An 18640-nucleotide genomic window follows, 5' to 3' on the forward strand; every position below is an offset into this window, starting at 1 on the left:
GGGATTTCCGTGGACGAGAAACAACGTTACGACGACGGCATGCAAGTGCGCCGCGCGGTGCTCGGCGACGCTCACGTCGATCGCAGCCTGACCACGCTGACCGAGTTCAATTCGGAATTCCAGGAGATGATCACCCGTCACGCCTGGGGCGATATCTGGACCCGCCCGGGCCTGCCACGCCACACCCGCAGCCTGATAACCATCGCCATGCTGATCGGCATGAACCGCGAGGGTGAACTCAAGTTGCACCTGCGGGCGGCGGCCAACAATGGCGTGAGCCGTGGCGAGATCAAGGAAGTGATCATGCAGAGCGCGATCTACTGCGGGATTCCGGCAGCGAATGCGACGTTCCATCTGGCCGAATCGGTGTGGGATGAGCTGGGTACCGAATCTCGCGAGTAATCGTCGAGTTCGAAGAATCGCAGCCTATGGAAGGCTGCGATCCTTTGAACATCACATCTTGGCGACAATGAAAATCCGCTTGAACGCAAACAATGTGTGCCCGTTTTCCTCCTGCGGATAATGCGCGTGCACCCGCATCAGGTAGTGGTAAATGAAGCGCGCCTGTTCCTCTGACGTCAGTCCCTGCATTACCGGCCGCAGCGCCGACACCTTCACCCAGTCATAAACCGGCGACTTGCCGTCGACTACCTGCAATTGCTCGGTTTCCCAGATCTCCAGCGACCGGGTCAGCGGCGCGAGCAACCGGTAGTAATCCTCCAGCGACAACAACGGCCGCGCCGCCATGCGCTGGCGCAATTGCGCAGTGCCGATGGGGCGGCCGCAGGGTCCGGCATCGTTGAGGGTGTCGAGCATCAGCCGATACCACAGCGCATCGCGCCAGTCCGGCATGTGCGCGGCCAGACAACCACCGGGGTTGAGGTGGCGAAGCAATCCCGGCAACAGCGTTCGATGGTCATCGATGAAATGCAGCACGGCCGCGGCGAACAACAGGTCGGCTGGCTTACGGGGTTTCCAGTGCTGCAGTTCGGCGTGTTGCCAGCGCGCCTTGATCGGCAGGCAACGGGCGACCTCAAGCATGTCTTTCGAACTGTCGATGCCTTTGATATCTGCCTGCGGCCAGCGATCGGCCAGAACCTTGGTGGCAATCCCGGTGCCGCAACCGAGGTCATAAATGCGCTGAGGATTGTGCAGGTCGATACGGCCGAGCAATTCATCGACCGGTTGTTGCCTGAGACGGGAAAACTGCTGGTACGCCCGGGCGTCCCAGTCTTTGTCGACGGGAGCCGGTTTGAGTCGGGTGATCATGAGGTGGTCCTCCGGTGATCAGCAGGGTCTTCCGATGACAACCTGGCCAAGTCTTGGGGACCGACATCAACAGATAACGGAAGCGAAGAGGGTGGAGCACCTGAGTCCTTCAGGTTTTTCCACTTTAAATGATGGCTGGCGTAACGCCAGCCATTCGGACAGGCGGCTTAGAGCAGGCTGATCGGATAGCTGACGATCAGGCGGTTCTCGTCGAACTCGTTGTTGCTGAAGTCGCGGCGCATGGTCGAGTTGCGCCATCTGACGTTCAGGTTCTTCAGTGCACCGCTCTGCACGGTGTAGCCCAGTTCCGATTCGCGGCCCCATTCCTTGCCGTCGGTGATGGTGCCTGTGTGCACGTTGTCGCCACTGATGTAACGGTTCATCAGGGTCAGGCCGGGGATGCCCAGGGCAACGAAGTTGTAGTCGTGACGCACCTGCCAGGAGCGTTCCTGCGCGTTGTCGTAGCTGGCGTTGTAGCTGTCGTTGGCCAGGGTGCCGCCGCTGGTGCCGTTGACGCGCATCCAGGCGCTGTCGCCGGTGAGTTTTTGCAGGCCGACGTAGAAGGTGTGGCCACCGTATTTTGCCGAGAACAGGCCTGACCAGGTCTTGTTGTCGAGGTCGCCGGCGCGGGCACTGCCGTCGTCCTTGCCGTAGAAGAAGCCGAGGTTGGCGCCGAGGGTCCAGTCGCCGATTGGCTGGCTGTGGATCAGGTTGACGTATTGCTGGCTGTAGATGTCCTTGAGCTCGGCGTTCCACAGACCGATCTGGGTACGCTTGTCGTTGAATACGTATTCGCCGCCCTGGAAGTTGAAGCGGTCGGAGGTGAAGGCGGCTTTGCCGGTCATCGACATGTCGCTCATGCTGCTGTCGTCGCGCGGGCTGTTGGCGCGGAACTGGCCGCCGTAAAGGGTCAGGCCATCGACTTCCTTCGAGGTGATCTGGCCGCCGCGAAAGGTCTGCGGCAGCGAGCGGCCGTCGTCCGAACGCAGGATCGGCAGCACCGGCATCCATTCGCCGACCTTCACTTCTGTTTGCGACAGCTTCGCCTTGAACGCGACGTTGGTGCGGCCGAAGTTGTCCGCCGGGCGACCGTCATGATCCAGTGGCAGCAGTTGCGTGCCGCCGGTGCCTTTGCCGCCATCGAGCTTCACCGAGTACAACCCCAGCACATCCAGGCCGAACCCGACGGTGCCTTGGGTGAAACCGGACTTGGCGTCGAAGATGAAGTTCTGCGTCCACTCTTCAGCCTTGCCCTGAGCCTTGGTCGGGTTGGTGAAGTTGCGGTTGATGTAGAAGTTACGCAGGTTCAGGTTGACCTTGGCCCCGTCGATAAAACCGGCTTCTTCAGCCGCAGCGGGCAGCGCGATGCCGGCCAGGGCGAGGGCTATCAGACCGGGAAGTGCGTAGGGCGCAGGGGAGGTTGTCATGGGCTCGGGTCTCTCTTGTTTTTTTTGGGGCGAACGGGGGCGCTGCGGCCGTTTTTCAAGGCGCAGACATTCGATGGATTCAGAGGCGAAGCGGCGGCGATCAGCCGGGAGGAGCAGGGCGCGGGAGCATGGTGTCGAACCTGTTGTTATTGGTTTTGTGGCTCGAATGGTGCGGGGCGCGGGCGAGGCGATTCAATCGGCGAAAGTGAAATTTGGGCGATTATCGAACGCAAGATTTGCGTTCAACAAAAAGCCCGCCAATCGGCGGGCTTCTTGTGTTCAGCGGATGATCAGAACAGCTTCATCTTCGGTGCTTCTTCCTTCAGCGGTTCGTTCTGCGCGGTCTGCGCATTCCAGCCACCGCCCAGGGCCTTGTACAGGTTGACCGCACTGGTCAGCTGCGCGAGGCGGTCGGTGATCAGCGATTGTTGCGCGCTGAACAGCTGACGCTGGGCATCGAGGAAGGTCAGGTTGCTGTCGACGCCGATGCGATAGCGACGCTCTGCCAGGCGGTAGTAATCCTGGTTGGCGGCGACGAAATCACGCTGGGCCTGCAACTGCTCGGTGTAGGTCTGGCGCGCTGCCAGGCCGTCGGCGACTTCCTGGAAGGCCGTTTGAATGGACTTCTCGTAGTTCGCCACGCCAATGTCCTTCTGGATCTTGGCGTAGTCGAGGCTGGCGCGCAGGCTGCCGGCGTTGAAGATCGGCAGGTTGATCTGCGGCTGGAACAGCCACGTGCCCGAACCGCCCTTGAACAGGCCGGACAGGTCCGGGCTCAGGCTGCCCGCGTTGGCGGTCAGGCTGATGCTCGGGAAGAACGCTGCACGGGCCGCGCCGATGTTGGCGTTGGCCGCCTTCAGGTTGTACTCGGCCTGAAGGATGTCCGGACGACGTTGCAGCAGATCCGACGGCAGGCCGGCCGGCACGTCGGCCAGCAGGTCATCCGACAGCGGTTTGGCCGCTTGCAGATTGGCCGGTACGCCGGTGCCGAGCAGCAGGGTCAGGCTGTTTTCGTCCTGGGCGACCTGGCGGGTGTAACGCGCCAGTTGTGCCCGGGCGTTCTCAACCGAAGTACGCGACTGCGCCAGGTCCAGCGCCGAAGCCACACCGACTTCGTTGCTGCGGCTGGTCAGCTTGTAGCTTTCCTCGAAGGCACCGAGGGTGTCCTGAGTCAGCTTCAGCAGTTCCTTGTCGGCCTGCCAGGTCAGGTAGGCGTTGGCCACGCTGGCCACCAGGCTGATCTGGGTGCTGCGGCGCGCTTCTTCGGTGGCGAAGTATTGCTGCAGCGCTTGTTCGCTCAGGCTGCGAACCCGACCGAACAGGTCGAGTTCGTAGGCGCTGATGCCGACGGTGGCGGAGTAGGAGCTGGTGATGCTCGACTCACCGGTCTGCGACGCACGGGCCGGAACCCGCTGACGGCTGCCGCTGGCATTGGCCGACACGGCCGGGAACAGGTCGGCGCGCTGGATGCGGTATTGAGCCGCATAGGCGTCGATGTTCAGCGCCGCGACACGCAGGTCGCGGTTGTTTTCCAGGGCGACCTGGATCAGCTGTTGCAGGGCCGGGTCATGGAAAAACTGCTTCCAGCCCTGTTCGGCAGCGGCCTGCGCCGGTGCCTGGGCCGGCGAGTACGCCGGACCCTGCGGGTATTGGCCCGCCACCGGTGCTTCAGGCTGCTGATAATCCGGTATCAGCGAGCAACCGCTCAGCACGAAGGCGGCGACTGCGATGGAGAGTAGCGACTTGCTCATTGGCCAGCCTCTTTAGGAGTTTCTATGGTGTCATCCTTGCCGGCGTTTTTGCGCTGACCCATGGACGACACAGTGACGAAGAACAGTGGAACCCAGAAAATCGCCAGGATCGTTGCGGTGAGCATACCGCCAATCACGCCGGTACCGATCGCGTGTTGACTGCCCGAGCCTGCGCCGGTGGAGATAGCCAACGGTACAACACCGAGGACGAAGGCCAGCGACGTCATGATGATCGGTCGCAGACGCATGCGGCAGGCTTCGATGGCCGCATCGCGCAGACTGCGTCCCTGCTCGTGCAATTCCTTGGCGAACTCGACGATCAGAATGGCGTTTTTAGCCGCCAGACCAATGGTCGTCAACAGACCCACCTGGAAGTACACGTCGTTCGACAGACCGCGCAGGCTGGTGGCCATCAACGCACCGATGATCCCCAGCGGTACCACGAGCATGACCGCGATCGGAATCGACCAGCTTTCATACAGCGCCGCCAGACACAGGAACACCATCAGCAGCGACAGGGCGTACAGCGCCGGAGCCTGCGAGCCGGACAGGCGTTCTTCGTACGACAGACCGGTCCACGAGATACCCACGCCGGCCGGCAGTTTCTTGGCAATCGCCTCGACTTCGGCCATCGCTTCACCGGTGGAGTAACCCGGCGCCGGGGCACCGAGGATCTCGACCGCTTCAACGCCGTTGTAACGCGCCAGCTTCGGCGAACCGTAGATCCACTCGCCCTTGGCGAACGCGGAGAACGGAACCATGGTGCCGGAGGCGTTGCGCACGTACCACTTCTTCAGGTCTTCCGGGCTCATGCGCGAGTCTGGCCGGCCCTGCACGTACACCTTCTTCACCCGACCACGGTCGATGAAGTCGTTGACGTAGCTACTGCCCAATGCAATCGACAGGGTGTTGTTGATGTCGGAGATCGTAATGCCCAGGGCACTGGCCTTCTCGTCGTCGATTTCCAGCTGGAATTGCGGCTCGTCGTTCAGACCGTTCGGACGGACCTGGGTGAGCACCTTGCTCTGCGCGGCCATGCCGAGGAACTGGTTGCGTGCAGCCATCAATTTCTCGTGACCGATACCGGCGCGGTCCTGCAGGAACACGTCGAAACCGGTGGCGTTACCCAGCTCCAGTACTGCTGGCGGGGCGAAGGCGAACACCATTGCATCGCGGAAGCTGAAGAAGTGCTGCTGGGCGCGGGCGGCGAGTTTGAACACGCTGTTGTCGGCGTTACGTTCGTCCCACGGCTTGAGCATGATGAACGCCATGCCCGAGCTCTGGCCACGGCCGGCGAAGTTGAAGCCGGTCACGGTGAACACCGAGGCTACGGCGTCGCCTTCACCGCCATCCTTGGTCGGACGCAGCAGGAATTCACGCATTTCATCCACCACCACCTGAGTGCGCTGGGCACTGGAACCGGCTGGCGTCTGCACCTGGGCGAACAGAACGCCCTGGTCTTCTTCCGGCAGAAACGCGGTCGGGATGCGGGTGAACAGCCAGATCATGCCAACCACGATCAGCAGGTAGGCCAGCAGGTACGGAGCCTTGCGCGACAGCATGTTGCCGACACCGCGCTCGTAGCTGTTGACGCCACGGTCGAAGTTGCGGTTGAACCAGCCGAAGAAACCCTTTTTCGGCGTGCCGTGCTCACCGTGCGGAATCGCCTTGAGCATGGTGGCGCACAGCGCCGGGGTGAAGATCAGCGCGACCAGTACCGACAACGCCATGGCCGACACGATGGTGATCGAGAACTGCTTGTAGATCACACCGGTGGAGCCGCTGAAGAACGCCATCGGCAGCAATACCGCCGACAGTACCAAGGCAATACCGACCAGGGCGCCCTGGATCTGTCCCATGGATTTCTTGGTCGCTTCCTTCGGTGACAAGCCTTCTTCGCTCATCACCCGCTCGACGTTTTCCACCACGACGATGGCGTCGTCCACCAGCAAGCCGATGGCCAGCACCATACCGAACATGGTCAGGGTGTTGATGCTGAAACCGGCCGCCGCGAGGATGCCGAACGTACCGAGCAATACCACCGGCACGGTCATCGTGGTGATAACCGTGGCGCGGAAGTTCTGCAGGAACAGGAACATCACCAGGAACACCAGCGCAATCGCTTCGACCAGGGTGTGAACCACGCCTTTGATCGACTCGGTCACCACCGGGGTGGTGTCGTACGGGAACACCACTTCCATGCCTTGCGGGAAGAACGGCTTGAGGTCGTCAATCGTCTTGCGCAGTGCTTTTGCAGTGTCGAGGGCGTTGGCGCCGTTGGCCAGTTTCACCGCCAGACCGGAAGCCGGGCTGCCGTTGAACTGGGCGCTGATCGCATAGTTCTCGCCACCCAGGCCGACGTCGGCGACGTCTTTCAAGCGAACCTGCGAGCCGTCCTTGTTGACCTTGAGCAGAATCTCTTTGAACTGCTCGGCGGTCTGCAGACGGGTCTTGCCGATGATCGTGGCGTTCAGTTGCTGGCCCTGCACGGCAGGCAAGCCGCCGAGCTGACCGGACGACACCTGGACGTTCTGCGCCGCAATCGCGGTTTTCACGTCGACCGGGGTCAGGTTGAAGTTGTTCAACTTGGCCGGGTCGAGCCAGATGCGCATCGCGTACTGGGCACCGAAGACCTGGAAGTCACCGACACCGGCGGTCCGCGAGATCGGGTCCTGCATGTTCGACACGATGTAGTTGGACAGGTCGTCCTTGGTCATGCTGCCGTCACGCGACACCACGCCGATCACCAGCAGGAAGTTCTTCACTGCCTTGGTCACGCGGATACCCTGTTGCTGCACTTCCTGCGGCAGCAGCGGGGTGGCCAGGTTCAGCTTGTTCTGGACCTGGACCTGCGCGGTGTCGGAGTTGGTGCCCTGCTCGAAGGTCGCGGTGATGGTCATGCTGCCGTCGGAGTTACTTTCCGAGGACACATAACGCAGGTTGTCGATACCGTTGAGTTGCTGCTCGATCACTTGGACCACGGTGTCCTGAACCGTCTGTGCCGAAGCACCCGGGTAGGTCACGGAGATCGCAATGGCCGGTGGCGCAATGCTCGGGTACTGGTTGATCGGCAGTTTCAGGATCGAAAGTGCCCCGACCAGCATGATCACCAGGGCAATTACCCAGGCGAAAATCGGACGGTCGATGAAAAATTTTGACATGGATTACTCCCCTTTGCCGCCGGCGGCTTTGTCAGCTGCCTGTGCGGGGGCCGGGTTCTTGTTGCCGACATTGGTCGCTTCGGTCGGTTTGACCTCAACACCCGGTTTGACGAATTGCAGCCCTTCGGTGATCAGGCGATCGCCGGCCTTCAGGCCGTCTTCGATCAGCCACTGGCTGCCGACAGTGCGGCTGGCCTTGAGCTGGCGCAGTTCGACTTTGTTGTCCGGGCCGACGACCAGCGCGGTCGGGGTGCCTTTGAGGTCGCGGGTCACGCCTTGCTGCGGTGCGAGGATCGCGGCGCTGTTCACACCGGCCTGCAACTGCGCGTGGACGAACATGCCCGGCAGCAGGGTGTGATCCGGGTTCGGGAACACAGCGCGCAGGGTCACGGAACCGGTGGTCTGATCGACCGACACTTCGGAGAATTCCAGCTTACCGTCGAGCTTGTACTGGCTGCCGTCTTCGAGGGTCAGCTTGACCGCAGCGGCGTTGTCGCCAGCCTTTTGCAGGCGGCCACTTTCCAGTTCGCGGCGCAGTTCCAGCAATTCGACCGAGGACTGGGTGACGTCGACGTAGATCGGGTCCAGTTGCTGGATCACGGCCATCGCGTCGGTCTGGCCGCTGCTGACCAGCGCGCCTTCGGTCACCGAAGAGCGGCCGATACGACCGGAGATCGGTGCGTAGACCTTGGTGTAGCGCACGTTGATCTGTGCGGTCTGCAACGACGCTTCCGATTGCAGGCGGTTGGCCACGGCGGTGTCGTATTCCTGACGGCTGACGGCCTGCTCGTCGACCAGTTGCTTGTAGCGGTCGGAGATCGACTTGGTCGAACGCAGGTTGGCTTCGGCGCTTTTCAGGGTCGCTTCATAGACCGACGGATCGATCTGATACAGCTGCTGGCCGGCTTTGACATCGCCGCCTTCCTTGAACAGACGCTTGAGAATGATGCCGTTGACCTGCGGACGAACTTCGGCGATGCGGAACGCACTGGTGCGGCCCGGCAGTTCGGAAGTCAGGGTAAAGGCTTGTGGTTGCAGGGTGACGACGCCGACCTGAGGAGGTGGTGCGGCGGGAGCCGCCTCTTCCTTTTTACATCCGCTGAGCAGCGATGCCAGGGCGACGGCAGTGACCAGAGCGGTAACAGCTGGCTTGAATTGCATGAAGATCCTCGGGTCAGGCGCGCGAAAAGCGCACAAGAAGTGTGGAAGGGTAAAAAAGGGTTACCGGGTGGATAAGTAGCTTGCTAAGGAATATACTTACGTTCATGGTTGTTTGTAAACACCTTGGCGTCGTATCCACCCTGTTACAAAAGTCGTCGCAAGGTCTGAAATTGTAGGCCGGGGAGCCGATCCGCGAGAGATCAACCCTTTTTTATTCAGCGGATATCCAGCCATCCCTGAAACATCCTGTTTGAGGTTTTACTGCCATGGTTCGTCGTACCAAAGAGGAAGCTCAGGAAACGCGCAGCCAGATTCTCGAAGCGGCCGAGAAGGCCTTCTATGAGCGGGGCGTGGCCCGCACGACCCTGTCGGACATCGCCACCCTGGCCGGGGTGACGCGCGGTGCCATCTACTGGCACTTCAGCAACAAGGCCGATTTGCTGCAAGCCATGCTCGATACCCTGCATGAGCCGCTGGACGAACTGGCCAAGGCCAGCGAAAGCGAAGACGAGCCCGATCCGCTGGGCTGCATGCGCAAATTGCTCATTCATTTGTTTCATCAAGTTGCGCTGGACCCGAAGACCCGGCGTATCAACGAAATTCTGTTTCATAAGTGCGAGTTCACCGATGAAATGTGCGATCTGCGCCAACAGCGCCGGACCGCCAGCCTCGATTGCAATGTGCGGATCGCGCTGACATTGAGTAATGCGGTCAATCGTGGGCAGTTGCCGGCAGACCTCGACACTGCCCGGGCAGCCATCAGCATTCACGCCTATATTGATGGCCTCCTTTATGGATGGCTATTGGCGCCAGACAGCTTCGAACTGTACGCCGAGGCCGAGCGCTGGGTCGATACCGGGCTGGACATGCTGCGCCTGAGCCCCAGCCTGCGCAAATGAAACAAAATTCGTTATTGGATCAGTTTGTGTCAATGACAGAGGAGGGTGAAGATCCCTGTTCACTCGCCCCGCTGCAACGGGATGCTTTTATATACCTCTGCGGCACGGGTTGATATGTAGCGAGCTACGTATTTTGTAGGGATTTTGTGTCGAGCCTGTGAACGAATGTGAGCGGCTCGCCCACCCGGCGACCAATAGAAAGCCCCCGACTCTCGCGAGTCGGGGGCTTTTGTGTTTCTGCGGTGCGGCTTACAGCGTCGGGTAGTCGAGGTAGCCGACCGCGCCTTTGCCGTAGAAGGTTTCCGGGTGCGGTTCGTTCAGCGGCGCATCCGCCTTCAAACGAGCCGGCAGGTCCGGGTTGGCAATGAACGGGATGCCGAATGCCACGGCGTCAGCCTTGCCCTCGGCCAGCCACGCGTTGGCGCTGTCCTTGGTGAAGCGTTCGTTGGCGATGTACGCGCCGCCGAAGGCTTCTTTCAGTTGTGGGCCGAGGCTGTCGGCACCTTCTTTCTCGCGGGAGCAGATGAAGGCGATGCCACGCTTGCCCAGCTCGCGGGCCACGTAGGTGAAGGTTTCGGCCAGGTTGTCGTCGCCCATGTCATGGGAGTCGGCGCGTGGTGCCAGGTGTACGCCGACACGGCCGGCGCCCCAGACTTCGATCGCGGCGTCGGTCACTTCCAGCAGCAGGCGGGCGCGGTTTTCCAGGGAGCCGCCGTAGTTGTCGGTGCGCTGGTTGGTGCTGCTTTGCAGGAACTGGTCGAGCAGGTAGCCGTTGGCGCCGTGGATTTCCACGCCGTCGAAACCGGCTGCCTTGGCGTTCTCTGCACCGACGCGGTAAGCGTCGACGATGTCGGCGATTTCAGCGGTTTCCAGTGCGCGCGGGGTTGGATAGTCGGCCAGCGGGCGAACCAGGCTGACATGGCCTTTTGGCTGGATGGCGCTCGGTGCAACCGGCGTTTCGCCGTTCAGGTACGACGGGTGGGAGATCCGGCCGACGTGCCACAGTTGCAGGACGATCTTGCCGCCGGCGGCGTGAACGGCTTTGGTCACGTTGGTCCAGCCGCGCACCTGATCGTTGGACCAGATGCCCGGGGTGTCCGGGTAGCCGACGCCCATCGGGGTCACCGAGGTGGCTTCGCTGAGGATCAGGCCGGCCGAGGCGCGCTGTACGTAGTACTCGGCCATCAGCGCGTTGGGTACGCGGCCTTCGTCGGCGCGGCAGCGGGTCAGCGGCGCCATGATGATGCGGTTGGACAGCTCAAGGTCGCCCAGTTTGATCGGATCGAAAATTGTTGCCATGAGATACAACCCTCGTGAGGTAAGTGAGTGAATCAGTTAGCGGTGGCCAGCTCGGGATTGCCGTTCTGGCGGAATGTGATCAGGGTTACCAGCAGTGCCAGGACCGCGAGTGCTGCGGCAGCAAGAGGCACGCTGGTCAGGCCGTAGCCGTGGGCGATGACGCTGCCGCCGACCCAGGCGCCGAGGGCGTTGCCGACGTTGAAGGCGCCGATGTTCAGGGTCGACACCAGGTTCGGTGCGGCCTGGCCGTAGGTCACGACGTTCACTTGCAGGGCCGGCACGGCGGCGAAACACGCGGTGGCCCAGAGGAACAGGGTGATTTCGGTCGGGATCAGCGCGATGCTGGTCCAGGTCAGTACGGTAGAGGTCACGGCCATCGCGATGAATACGCCGATCAGCGTCGCGGCCAGGCCTTTATCGGCCAGTTTGCCGCCAATGATGTTGCCGACGGTCAAGCCCAGGCCGATGAGCATCAGGGTCCAGGTCACGCCACGGGGCGAGACACCGGTGACATCGCCCAGCAGCGGTGCGACGTAGGTGAACAACGTGAACACCGAGGCGGCGAACAGCGCGGTCATGCTCAGCGACAGCCAGATCCCGGCGCCCTTGAGCGCGGCCAGTTCGGCGCGCATGTCGAGTTTTTCTTCGTCACGCTTGGCCGGCAGGAAGCGGATCAGGCCGATCAGCGCGATCACACCGATCACGGTCACTGCCCAGAAGGTCGAGCGCCAGCCGGCTTCCTGACCGAGCGCAGTGCCCAGCGGTACGCCCAGCACGTTGGCCAGGGTCAGGCCGGTGAACATCAGGGCCACGGCCGAGGCGCGTTTGTTCGGCGCCACCAGGTTGGCCGCGACCACCGAACCGATGCCGAAGAACGCACCGTGGCAGAGGGCTGTAACGACACGGGCGAACATCAGCACGTTGTAATCAGTGGCGATGGCGCAGAGCAGGTTGCCGATAATGAAAATGCCCATCAGCGTTACCAGTGCAGCCTTGCGCGGCAGTTTTGCAGTGGCCATTGCCATGAACGGTGCACCAATCGCCACGCCCAGGGCGTAGCCGGTCACCAGCCAGCCGGCGCCGGGGATCGACACACCGAGGTCGGCCGCCACATTGGGCAGCAGGCCCATGATGACGAACTCGGTGGTGCCGATGGCGAAGGCGCTCAAGGCGAGTATGAGTAGCGAGAGGGGCATCGTTTGATCCTTTTGGCTGGCTGACGTTAAGGGTCAGAGCTCTTTGCTGAGGGTGCTGAGGAACGCCTGGATCACGTCCTCGTTGCGTTTGAAAAAGTGCCACTGGCCAGCTTTCTGGCTGCTGATCAGCCCGGCCCGTTGCAGGGTGGCCAGGTGGGCGGAAACGGTCGATTGCGACAGGCCGCAACGTTGATCGATCTGCCCGGCGCAGATGCCGTACTCGTGGTTGTGGATCTGTTCAGGAAACTGGGCTTTCGGGTCTTTCAGCCAGTTGAGGATGTCTCGCCGTACTGGGTGTGCCAGGGCTTTTATTATTTCGTCGAGGTCAATGTTCATGGCTGGGTGCTCGTGATGTGTGTAGCGCTATATCGCGATGAGGCGAACTTTATATCGGTACTTCGCGATACACCAATATGAATTTGATCTGACGACCGCATAAATCGGTATATCGGGTTATAACGATATGTGAGGTGTAAACAAACGCGGGCGCGGTGCTAAGCTGCGCCCATGAACTATCTCGCACATTTACACCTCGGTGGCCAGCGCCCCGGTCAACTGCTCGGCAGTCTGTATGGCGATTTCGTCAAAGGGCGGCTGCAAGGGCAGTTCGACCCGGAGATCGAGGCGGCGATTGCCCTGCATCGTCAGATCGACGTGTTCACTGATCGCCATCCATTGGTGGACGCGTCACTGGCGCGGTTTTCCACGACCCGTCGCCGTTACGCGGGCATCGTCCTCGACGTGTTTTTCGATCATTGCCTGGCCCGCGACTGGACGCAGTACGCCGACCGGCCGCTCGGTCAATTCACCACCGACGTCTACCGCGTGCTGTCCAGCGAGCGGCAATTGCCCGAGCGCCTGGCGAGGATCGCCCCGCACATGGTGGCCAATGACTGGTTGGGCTCGTATCAGGAGTTCGAAGTGCTGGAGCAGGTGTTGCGCGGGATCTCCCGACGCCTGACCCGGCCCGAAGAACTGGCGGGGGCGATGGAGGAGTTGCGGCGGTTGTATGAACCGTTGAGCGAAGACTTCCGCTTGTTCTACCCACAGCTGCAGGACTTTGCCGGCCGGCAGCTGTAGGCAGAAGTCGCCGATCAGGCCGCGATCAGATCGCGGGCATGTTGTGCTTCGACCGGTTTGACCACATCGCCGAACAAGGCTTTCTGCACCGCCTGCTGCGCCTCGAACGCCAGTGCCGCGCGTTCCCGGCCCTGGCAGGCAATCGGCTTGAGCAGATGGATTTCGACATCGCCGCAGTCATTGCTGAACAGGCGCATCAGGTGCGACAGCAGATCATCGTCACCAATGAACGGCGCCAGCGAATCGATCTTGCCCTCGCGCAGATAACGGATCGCCACCGGTTGCAGCTTCACCTCGGAATCGATTGCCGCCGACAGCAGGCGACCATGAAAGGTACGCAGCGAACGGCCGTCGGTGGTGGTGCCTTCCGGGAACATCAGCAGCGGATGATCGGTTTGCAGGTGACGGGTCATCTGCTTGCGGATCAACTGGCTGTCGCCCGAACCGCGACGGATGAACAGGCTGCCGGCCTTCGCCGCCAGCCAACCGGCCACCGGCCAGGTGCGCACTTCGGCCTTGGACAGAAACGACAGCGGCGTGAGCATGCCGAGCAGCGGAATGTCGGTCCACGACACATGGTTGCTGACCCACAGCATCGGCTGTTTCGGCAGCTCACCATGCACGGTCACGCGAAAGGGCAGGGCATTGCTCAAACGCGCCATGAAAAACCGCGACCAGCGCTGCCGACGCTCCATCGAATGAGCCAGCCCCAGACGCTCGAACACCCCGAAAACACTGGCCATGCTCAAGCCCAGCGTCACCACCAGCAGCACTCGCGCGATCCGCGCGTACACCCGCAGCCGGCTCATTACACAGCCGCCTTGAAGTGCTTGGCGTAGCGCGGGCAGAGTTCGTCGCGCTTGAGCAGGATGAACACGTCGGCGACCTGGAAATCTTCGTCCCAGCACGGCTCGCCACAGATCTTCGCGCCAAGACGCATGTAGGCCTTGAGCAGCGGCGGCATTTCGGCGATCACGTTCGACGGAATGTCGAGGCTCGGCAGCGGATTCTTCGGTTCGGCGCGCAGGTGTTCGGTGCACAGATAACGCTCGCGCAGGCGCTGCATGATCGCGTGGGCCTGCACGCCGCCGTCCTGCATCGGGATGCTCGCGCAGCCCATCAGATAGCTGTAGCCCCCCTGATTCAGCACTTCGGCCAGTTCGCCCCAAAGCACGGCGATGGTGCCGCCGTTGCGGTAGGCCGGGTCGACGCAGGTGCGACCGATTTCCAGGATCGGACCTTGCAGGCCGGCGAGGCCGTGCAGGCTGAATTCTTCTTCGCTGTAGAACTTGCCCAGGCTGCTGGCGGCGGTGTGATCGAGCAAACGGGTGGTCGCCACCAGGCGGCCGGTGTTCAGGTCACGCACGCCGATGTGGCTGCAGTGAACATCATAGTCATCCATGTCCAGACCCAGCTCCGCGCCGTTCAGCTTGGCGTTGAACTCGCCGCTGAACACGTTGAAGCGCAAGGCCTGGGCTTGCTGCAGGGCCTCGGCGCCGATCAGGCGTTCGGCTTGCAGGCGGCGTTCATTGCCGGTGTCGCTGATGCGGGCGATCTGAGTCATGTGAATCTCCGTACGGGCCTTGAACCCGTCATGGGTTGCAGCCGATCGACTTTCTTTATGCAGCCGTGTTGTGCAAAGTCAGGCTATGTAGCCCCGGTGTCATCGCCATGAATGTTTGGTGATGCTTATATGACAGCCCACGAGGAGCCTCTGATGACCTGGTCGACCCTGCTTGAATGCCGCGAACGCCTGCCCGCCGTTGCCGATCTGGCGGAGGGCTTCGCCACGTTGCTGCATCAACTGGGCAGCGTCACGCCGTTCGAACTGGCGGTGGCGGGAGGGCGGCGGATGGCGACGCCGGGGCTGGCGTTTCTGGTGGGCTATCAGGCGGCGCTGCGCATGCTCTGGCCGAGCGCGCCGCCGAGCCTCGGTGCGATGTGCGCGACCGAGCAGCGCAGCCTGCGCCCGGCGGACATGCAGACCCGGCTCACGGATCTGCGCCTCACCGGGCAAAAGGATTTCGTCACCGCCGGCGATGCGGCGGACTGGCTGCTGATCGCCGCGCGCAGTGAACAACCCGGCGAATCACCGCGCCTGAGCCTGGCGGTGGTGTACCCCGGCGAACCCGGCGTGCGGGTGGAAAAACTCCCGGCGCTGCCGCTGATGCCGGACATCAGCCATGGTCGGCTGCATCTCGATGATGCGTTGTGTGAGCTGCTCGCCGGGGACGGTTGGGATGCCTACGTCAAACCGTTCCGCACCCTTGAAGACGTTTACGTGTTGAGCGCGATGACCGCGTGGCTGTACGGCGTCGCTCAGGACAGCGGCTGGCCGCAGCCGCTGCAATTGCGCTTGCTGGCGCTGTTGGCCGGTTGCGCGGAAGTGAGTCGCCAGCCGCCGAACAATCCCGCCGGGCATGTGTTGCTCGGCGGTTTGTTTGCGCAATTCGACGGGCTCAAACCTGAAGTCGATCAGGCACTGCGTGACGGCAATCCTGAGTGGGCGACGATGTGGCAGCGCGATCAATCGGTCATGCAACTGGCGGCTGGCGCGCGGGCCAAACGACTGGCCAAGGCGTTGGCGGCTAACCAAAACACTTCTGTCATGAACCCCGGCTAGTCTTGTCAGGTTCATCTCCAGAGCCCTCACCATGTTCAAAGGCCTGTCCCTGTTTCTGCTGCTGATCAGCTTCACGGTTCAGGCCGAACAATGGCCGGGCGAGCAGTGGCCGACCGGCCCGAAACTCACCAGCCCGGCCGTCGATGCATTGGAGGCCTACGCCTTCCCGACCCGCGATGACAGCACCCGAAAAGGCATCCGCACCGACGCCTTGCTGGTGATCCGTGACGGCCAGCTCATCTACGAACGCTACGCCGCCGCGACCACCGCCGACACCCCGCACCTGACCTGGTCGATCAGCAAAAGCCTGATGGCCACGGTGCTCGGCGTAGCGTACGGCGAAGGCCTGTTCAAGCTCGATGACCCGGCGGCGACGTTTTACCCGGCGCTGGAAAAACACCCGGCCATCACGATCAAGGATCTGCTGCACTGGTCCTCCGGCATCGACTGGCAGGAAGACTACGAATACGCCCCGCTGAAATCCTCGGTGGTGGCGATGCTCTACACCCGTGGCCACCGCGACATGGCCGCCTTCACCGCCGATCACGACCGCTACGCGCCAGCGGGGCAGGTGTTCCGCTATTCCAGCGGCGACAGCAATCTGTTGGCGGCGGCGCTGAAAACCATCGTCGGCCCACAGCGTTATCCCGACTATCCGTGGACAGCGCTTTTCGATCCCTTGGGCATCCGCCATGCCACGTGGGAAACCGACGCCACCGGCACCTTCGTCGCCTCTTCCTACGCTTATATGACCGCCCGGGATCTGGCGCGAATCGGCCTGTTGATGGAACGGGACGGGCGCTGGAACGACCGGCAGTTGTTGCCCAAGGATTGGGTCGCCTTCAACCGCCAACCCTTTTCCGGCTACAAAGCCCATCAGGACGAAGCCGTACCCGGCGGCCAGTGGTGGCTCAATCGCCCGGCAGACGGCGCGCCGACGCCATGGCCCGACGCACCGCCCGACACCTTCGCCGCCCTCGGCCACTGGGGCCAGACGCTGTACGTGATCCCGAGCGAAAAACTGGTGATCGTGCGCTACGCCGATGACCGCGACGGCAGCTATCGCCACAACGAATTGCTCAAGCGCGTGCTCGGGGCGGTGCGGCCATGAAACTGTTCAGACGCATCCTGCTGGGGCTGCTGGTCGTGCTGCTGGGCTGGGGCTGGCACGAGCGCGAAAACCTGTGGGCCTTCCCGGACATCATCAGCGCCTACACCGCCAAGGAATATTGCTCGTGCCGCTACGTGATGAACAACGACGCCGAGTATTGCCGGGGCTACGTGAAGCAATGGCTGCCAAGCGAACTGACCGATGACCGCACACAAAAGATCGTCACCGCCAGCGGCCTGGGACGCAGCAACAGCGCCCAATGGCAAGGCGAACGCCAGGGCTGTCGCCTGCAACCCTGATCCGGTTCCACCCTGTGGAACCACATTCGATTGTCCTCTCGCGTGTCTCGCGTTTATCTGGCGGTGAGCACGACCTGCCGTTCACGTGTCGTGAAACAACACCGAACAAAAAGACCGGGAACACCCGCGCGAGGAGATCCGTCATGCCCCGACATCAGCACATTCTGGCCTGGCTCAACGACGTGGCCAGCGACCTGCACGCCACCCGCCAGGACATTCACGCCCACCCTGAACTCGGTTTCGAAGAAAGCCGCACCTCGGCGCTGGTCGCCCGGTCGCTCGAAGAGTGGGGTTATGAAGTCCACACCGGCATCGGCAAGACCGGCGTGGTCGGCGTGCTGCGCAACGGCAGCAGCACACGCAGACTCGGGCTGCGGGCCGACATGGATGCGCTGCCGATCATCGAGAACACCGGCGTCGCCTACAGCAGCCGGCATCAAGGCTGCATGCACGCCTGCGGCCACGACGGGCACACCGCGATGTTGCTCGGTGCGGCGCGTTATCTGGCGGCGACCCGCCAGTTCGACGGCACCCTGACGCTGATTTTCCAGCCCGCCGAAGAGGGCCAGGGCGGGGCCGAAGCGATGCTCGCCGATGGCCTGCTCGAACGTTTTCCGTGCGATGCGCTGTTCGGCATGCACAACATGCCGGGCCTGCCGGCGGGGCATCTGGGCTTTCGCGAAGGGCCGATGATGGCTTCGCAGGATCTGCTCACGGTGACGATTGAAGGCGTCGGCGGCCACGGTTCGATGCCGCATCTGGCGGTGGATCCGCTGGTCGCCGCAGCCAGTGTGGTGATGGCTTTGCAAACCGTGGTCGCGCGCAACATCGATGCGCAGCAGGCGGCGGTGGTGACGGTCGGCGCGTTGCAGGCCGGCGAGGCGGCCAACGTGATTCCGCAACAGGCGATCCTGCGCCTGAGCTTGCGTGCGTTGAATGCCGAAGTCCGTGTTCAGACACTGGACCGCGTACGCTCGATCATCGAAGCGCAGGCCGAGAGCTTCGGCTGCACCTCGACCATCGAACACCGTCCGGCCTACCCGGTGCTGGTCAACCACGCCGCCGAAACCGAGTTCGCCCGTCAGGTCGGCGTCGAACTGGTCGGCGCCGACGCCGTCGATGGCAACACACCCAAACTGATGGGCAGCGAGGACTTCGCCTGGATGCTCCAGCGCTGCCCCGGCGCCTACCTGTTTATCGGCAACGGCGTGGCGCGGCCGATGGTGCATAACCCGGCCTATGACTTCAACGACGACATTCTGCTGACCGGCGCGGCGTATTGGGGCGCGCTCACCGAGAGCTGGCTCAAGCCGGCCTGATTTCTTCACTTTTTGCTGCCGCTGGAACGTAGGTGCGCACGCGCC

At 62.3% G+C, this 18640-nt stretch carries 17 protein-coding genes; 7 read left to right on the forward strand and 10 right to left on the reverse strand.

Annotation, left to right across the window (positions count from 1 at the left end; translation table 11 throughout):
- Positions 1 to 9: 9 nt before the first annotated feature.
- Positions 10 to 402 (forward strand): 4-carboxymuconolactone decarboxylase, encoded by a 393-nt coding sequence (gene pcaC, locus ABFB52_RS07615; protein ID WP_011332825.1) that lies wholly within the window; start codon positions 10 to 12, stop codon positions 400 to 402.
- 51 nt (positions 403 to 453) lie between these two features.
- Here the strand turns inward: pcaC and ABFB52_RS07620 are convergent, their stop codons facing one another.
- From ABFB52_RS07620 to emhA, 5 genes are all read right to left on the reverse strand, one after another.
- A complete protein-coding gene (locus ABFB52_RS07620; protein WP_129973611.1) occupies positions 454 to 1269 on the reverse strand; it encodes a methyltransferase domain-containing protein in 816 nt (271 codons plus the stop codon).
- 167 nt (positions 1270 to 1436) lie between these two features.
- Positions 1437 to 2696 (reverse strand): OprD family porin, encoded by a 1260-nt coding sequence (locus tag ABFB52_RS07625; protein WP_129973610.1) that lies wholly within the window; start codon positions 2694 to 2696, stop codon positions 1437 to 1439.
- Between the two features lie 290 nt (positions 2697 to 2986).
- A complete protein-coding gene (emhC, locus tag ABFB52_RS07630) occupies positions 2987 to 4447 on the reverse strand; it encodes an efflux RND transporter outer membrane subunit EmhC (RefSeq protein ID WP_129973609.1) in 1461 nt (486 codons plus the stop codon).
- A complete protein-coding gene (gene emhB, locus ABFB52_RS07635) occupies positions 4444 to 7608 on the reverse strand; it encodes an efflux RND transporter permease subunit EmhB (RefSeq protein WP_129973608.1) in 3165 nt (1054 codons plus the stop codon). The genes emhC and emhB overlap by 4 nt, the downstream gene beginning before the upstream one ends.
- A gap of 3 nt (positions 7609 to 7611) precedes the next feature.
- Entirely contained in the window at positions 7612 to 8769 is a 1158-nt protein-coding gene (emhA, locus tag ABFB52_RS07640) for an efflux RND transporter periplasmic adaptor subunit EmhA (RefSeq protein ID WP_085748207.1), read from the reverse strand.
- Positions 8770 to 9035: 266 nt separating this feature from the next.
- Between emhA and emhR the strand changes: the two genes are divergently transcribed.
- Entirely contained in the window at positions 9036 to 9668 is a 633-nt protein-coding gene (gene emhR, locus ABFB52_RS07645) for an efflux system transcriptional repressor EmhR (RefSeq protein WP_007957850.1), read from the forward strand.
- Between the two features lie 249 nt (positions 9669 to 9917).
- On the opposite strand, the gene ABFB52_RS07650 is transcribed toward emhR, so the two are convergent.
- From ABFB52_RS07650 to ABFB52_RS07660, 3 genes are read right to left on the reverse strand one after another with little or no spacing between them, the layout of a single operon-like run.
- On the reverse strand, positions 9918 to 10967 hold the full coding sequence (locus tag ABFB52_RS07650) for an alkene reductase (protein ID WP_011332832.1): 1050 nt from the start codon (positions 10965 to 10967) through the stop codon (positions 9918 to 9920).
- A gap of 32 nt (positions 10968 to 10999) precedes the next feature.
- On the reverse strand, positions 11000 to 12163 hold the full coding sequence (locus ABFB52_RS07655; RefSeq protein ID WP_011332833.1) for an MFS transporter: 1164 nt from the start codon (positions 12161 to 12163) through the stop codon (positions 11000 to 11002).
- A 33-nt stretch (positions 12164 to 12196) separates the two neighbouring features.
- Positions 12197 to 12499, reverse strand: a complete 303-nt coding sequence (locus ABFB52_RS07660; RefSeq protein ID WP_007957866.1) for a helix-turn-helix transcriptional regulator — start codon at positions 12497 to 12499, stop codon at positions 12197 to 12199.
- A 171-nt stretch (positions 12500 to 12670) separates the two neighbouring features.
- On the opposite strand from ABFB52_RS07660, the gene ABFB52_RS07665 reads away from it, so the two are divergent.
- A complete protein-coding gene (locus tag ABFB52_RS07665; protein WP_064382979.1) occupies positions 12671 to 13243 on the forward strand; it encodes an ACP phosphodiesterase in 573 nt (190 codons plus the stop codon).
- Between the two features lie 14 nt (positions 13244 to 13257).
- Here ABFB52_RS07665 and ABFB52_RS07670 read toward each other — a convergent pair whose 3' ends face one another.
- Positions 13258 to 14052 (reverse strand): lysophospholipid acyltransferase family protein, encoded by a 795-nt coding sequence (locus tag ABFB52_RS07670; RefSeq protein WP_085748208.1) that lies wholly within the window; start codon positions 14050 to 14052, stop codon positions 13258 to 13260.
- The gene (olsB, locus tag ABFB52_RS07675) at positions 14052 to 14807 is read right to left on the reverse strand and encodes an L-ornithine N(alpha)-acyltransferase (RefSeq protein WP_007957877.1); all 756 of its coding nucleotides are present in this window, start codon (positions 14805 to 14807) and stop codon (positions 14052 to 14054) included. Before olsB ends, ABFB52_RS07670 begins: the two co-directional genes overlap by 1 nt.
- Positions 14808 to 14960: 153 nt before the next feature.
- On the opposite strand from olsB, the gene ABFB52_RS07680 reads away from it, so the two are divergent.
- The 4 genes from ABFB52_RS07680 (at position 14961) to ABFB52_RS07695 (ending at position 18595) form a co-directional block, all read left to right on the forward strand.
- Positions 14961 to 15866, forward strand: coding sequence for an acyl-CoA dehydrogenase family protein (locus ABFB52_RS07680; protein WP_346836120.1), 906 nt, complete (start codon positions 14961 to 14963; stop codon positions 15864 to 15866).
- Between the two features lie 31 nt (positions 15867 to 15897).
- Entirely contained in the window at positions 15898 to 16977 is a 1080-nt protein-coding gene (locus tag ABFB52_RS07685) for a serine hydrolase (RefSeq protein WP_129974292.1), read from the forward strand.
- Positions 16974 to 17276 carry an amidase gene (locus tag ABFB52_RS07690; protein ID WP_103386918.1) on the forward strand — a complete coding sequence of 101 codons (303 nt, stop codon included), beginning with the start codon at positions 16974 to 16976 and terminating at the stop codon, positions 17274 to 17276. Before ABFB52_RS07685 ends, ABFB52_RS07690 begins: the two co-directional genes overlap by 4 nt.
- Before the next feature lie 143 nt (positions 17277 to 17419).
- Positions 17420 to 18595, forward strand: coding sequence for a M20 aminoacylase family protein (locus ABFB52_RS07695; RefSeq protein WP_129974293.1), 1176 nt, complete (start codon positions 17420 to 17422; stop codon positions 18593 to 18595).
- Positions 18596 to 18640: the final 45 nt, after the last annotated feature.

Origin of the sequence: Pseudomonas sp. 9.2(2024), from assembly GCF_039695385.1 — a bacterium.
Lineage (GTDB): Bacteria > Pseudomonadota > Gammaproteobacteria > Pseudomonadales > Pseudomonadaceae > Aquipseudomonas > Aquipseudomonas paraglycinae.

Coding starts and splice junctions, on each gene's coding strand:
- ABFB52_RS07620 (WP_129973611.1), bottom strand. CDS start 1,269: ATGATCACCCGACTCAAACCGGCTCCCGTCGACAAAGACTGGGACGCC.
- emhB (WP_129973608.1), bottom strand. CDS start 7,608: ATGTCAAAATTTTTCATCGACCGTCCGATTTTCGCCTGGGTAATTGCC.
- ABFB52_RS07625 (WP_129973610.1), bottom strand. CDS start 2,696: ATGACAACCTCCCCTGCGCCCTACGCACTTCCCGGTCTGATAGCCCTC.
- emhA (WP_085748207.1), bottom strand. CDS start 8,769: ATGCAATTCAAGCCAGCTGTTACCGCTCTGGTCACTGCCGTCGCCCTG.
- ABFB52_RS07695 (WP_129974293.1), top strand. CDS start 17,420: ATGCCCCGACATCAGCACATTCTGGCCTGGCTCAACGACGTGGCCAGC.
- ABFB52_RS07655 (WP_011332833.1), bottom strand. CDS start 12,163: ATGCCCCTCTCGCTACTCATACTCGCCTTGAGCGCCTTCGCCATCGGC.
- ABFB52_RS07690 (WP_103386918.1), top strand. CDS start 16,974: ATGAAACTGTTCAGACGCATCCTGCTGGGGCTGCTGGTCGTGCTGCTG.
- emhR (WP_007957850.1), top strand. CDS start 9,036: ATGGTTCGTCGTACCAAAGAGGAAGCTCAGGAAACGCGCAGCCAGATT.
- ABFB52_RS07680 (WP_346836120.1), top strand. CDS start 14,961: ATGACCTGGTCGACCCTGCTTGAATGCCGCGAACGCCTGCCCGCCGTT.
- ABFB52_RS07685 (WP_129974292.1), top strand. CDS start 15,898: ATGTTCAAAGGCCTGTCCCTGTTTCTGCTGCTGATCAGCTTCACGGTT.
- ABFB52_RS07660 (WP_007957866.1), bottom strand. CDS start 12,499: ATGAACATTGACCTCGACGAAATAATAAAAGCCCTGGCACACCCAGTA.
- olsB (WP_007957877.1), bottom strand. CDS start 14,807: ATGACTCAGATCGCCCGCATCAGCGACACCGGCAATGAACGCCGCCTG.
- emhC (WP_129973609.1), bottom strand. CDS start 4,447: ATGAGCAAGTCGCTACTCTCCATCGCAGTCGCCGCCTTCGTGCTGAGC.
- ABFB52_RS07650 (WP_011332832.1), bottom strand. CDS start 10,967: ATGGCAACAATTTTCGATCCGATCAAACTGGGCGACCTTGAGCTGTCC.
- ABFB52_RS07665 (WP_064382979.1), top strand. CDS start 12,671: ATGAACTATCTCGCACATTTACACCTCGGTGGCCAGCGCCCCGGTCAA.
- ABFB52_RS07670 (WP_085748208.1), bottom strand. CDS start 14,052: ATGAGCCGGCTGCGGGTGTACGCGCGGATCGCGCGAGTGCTGCTGGTG.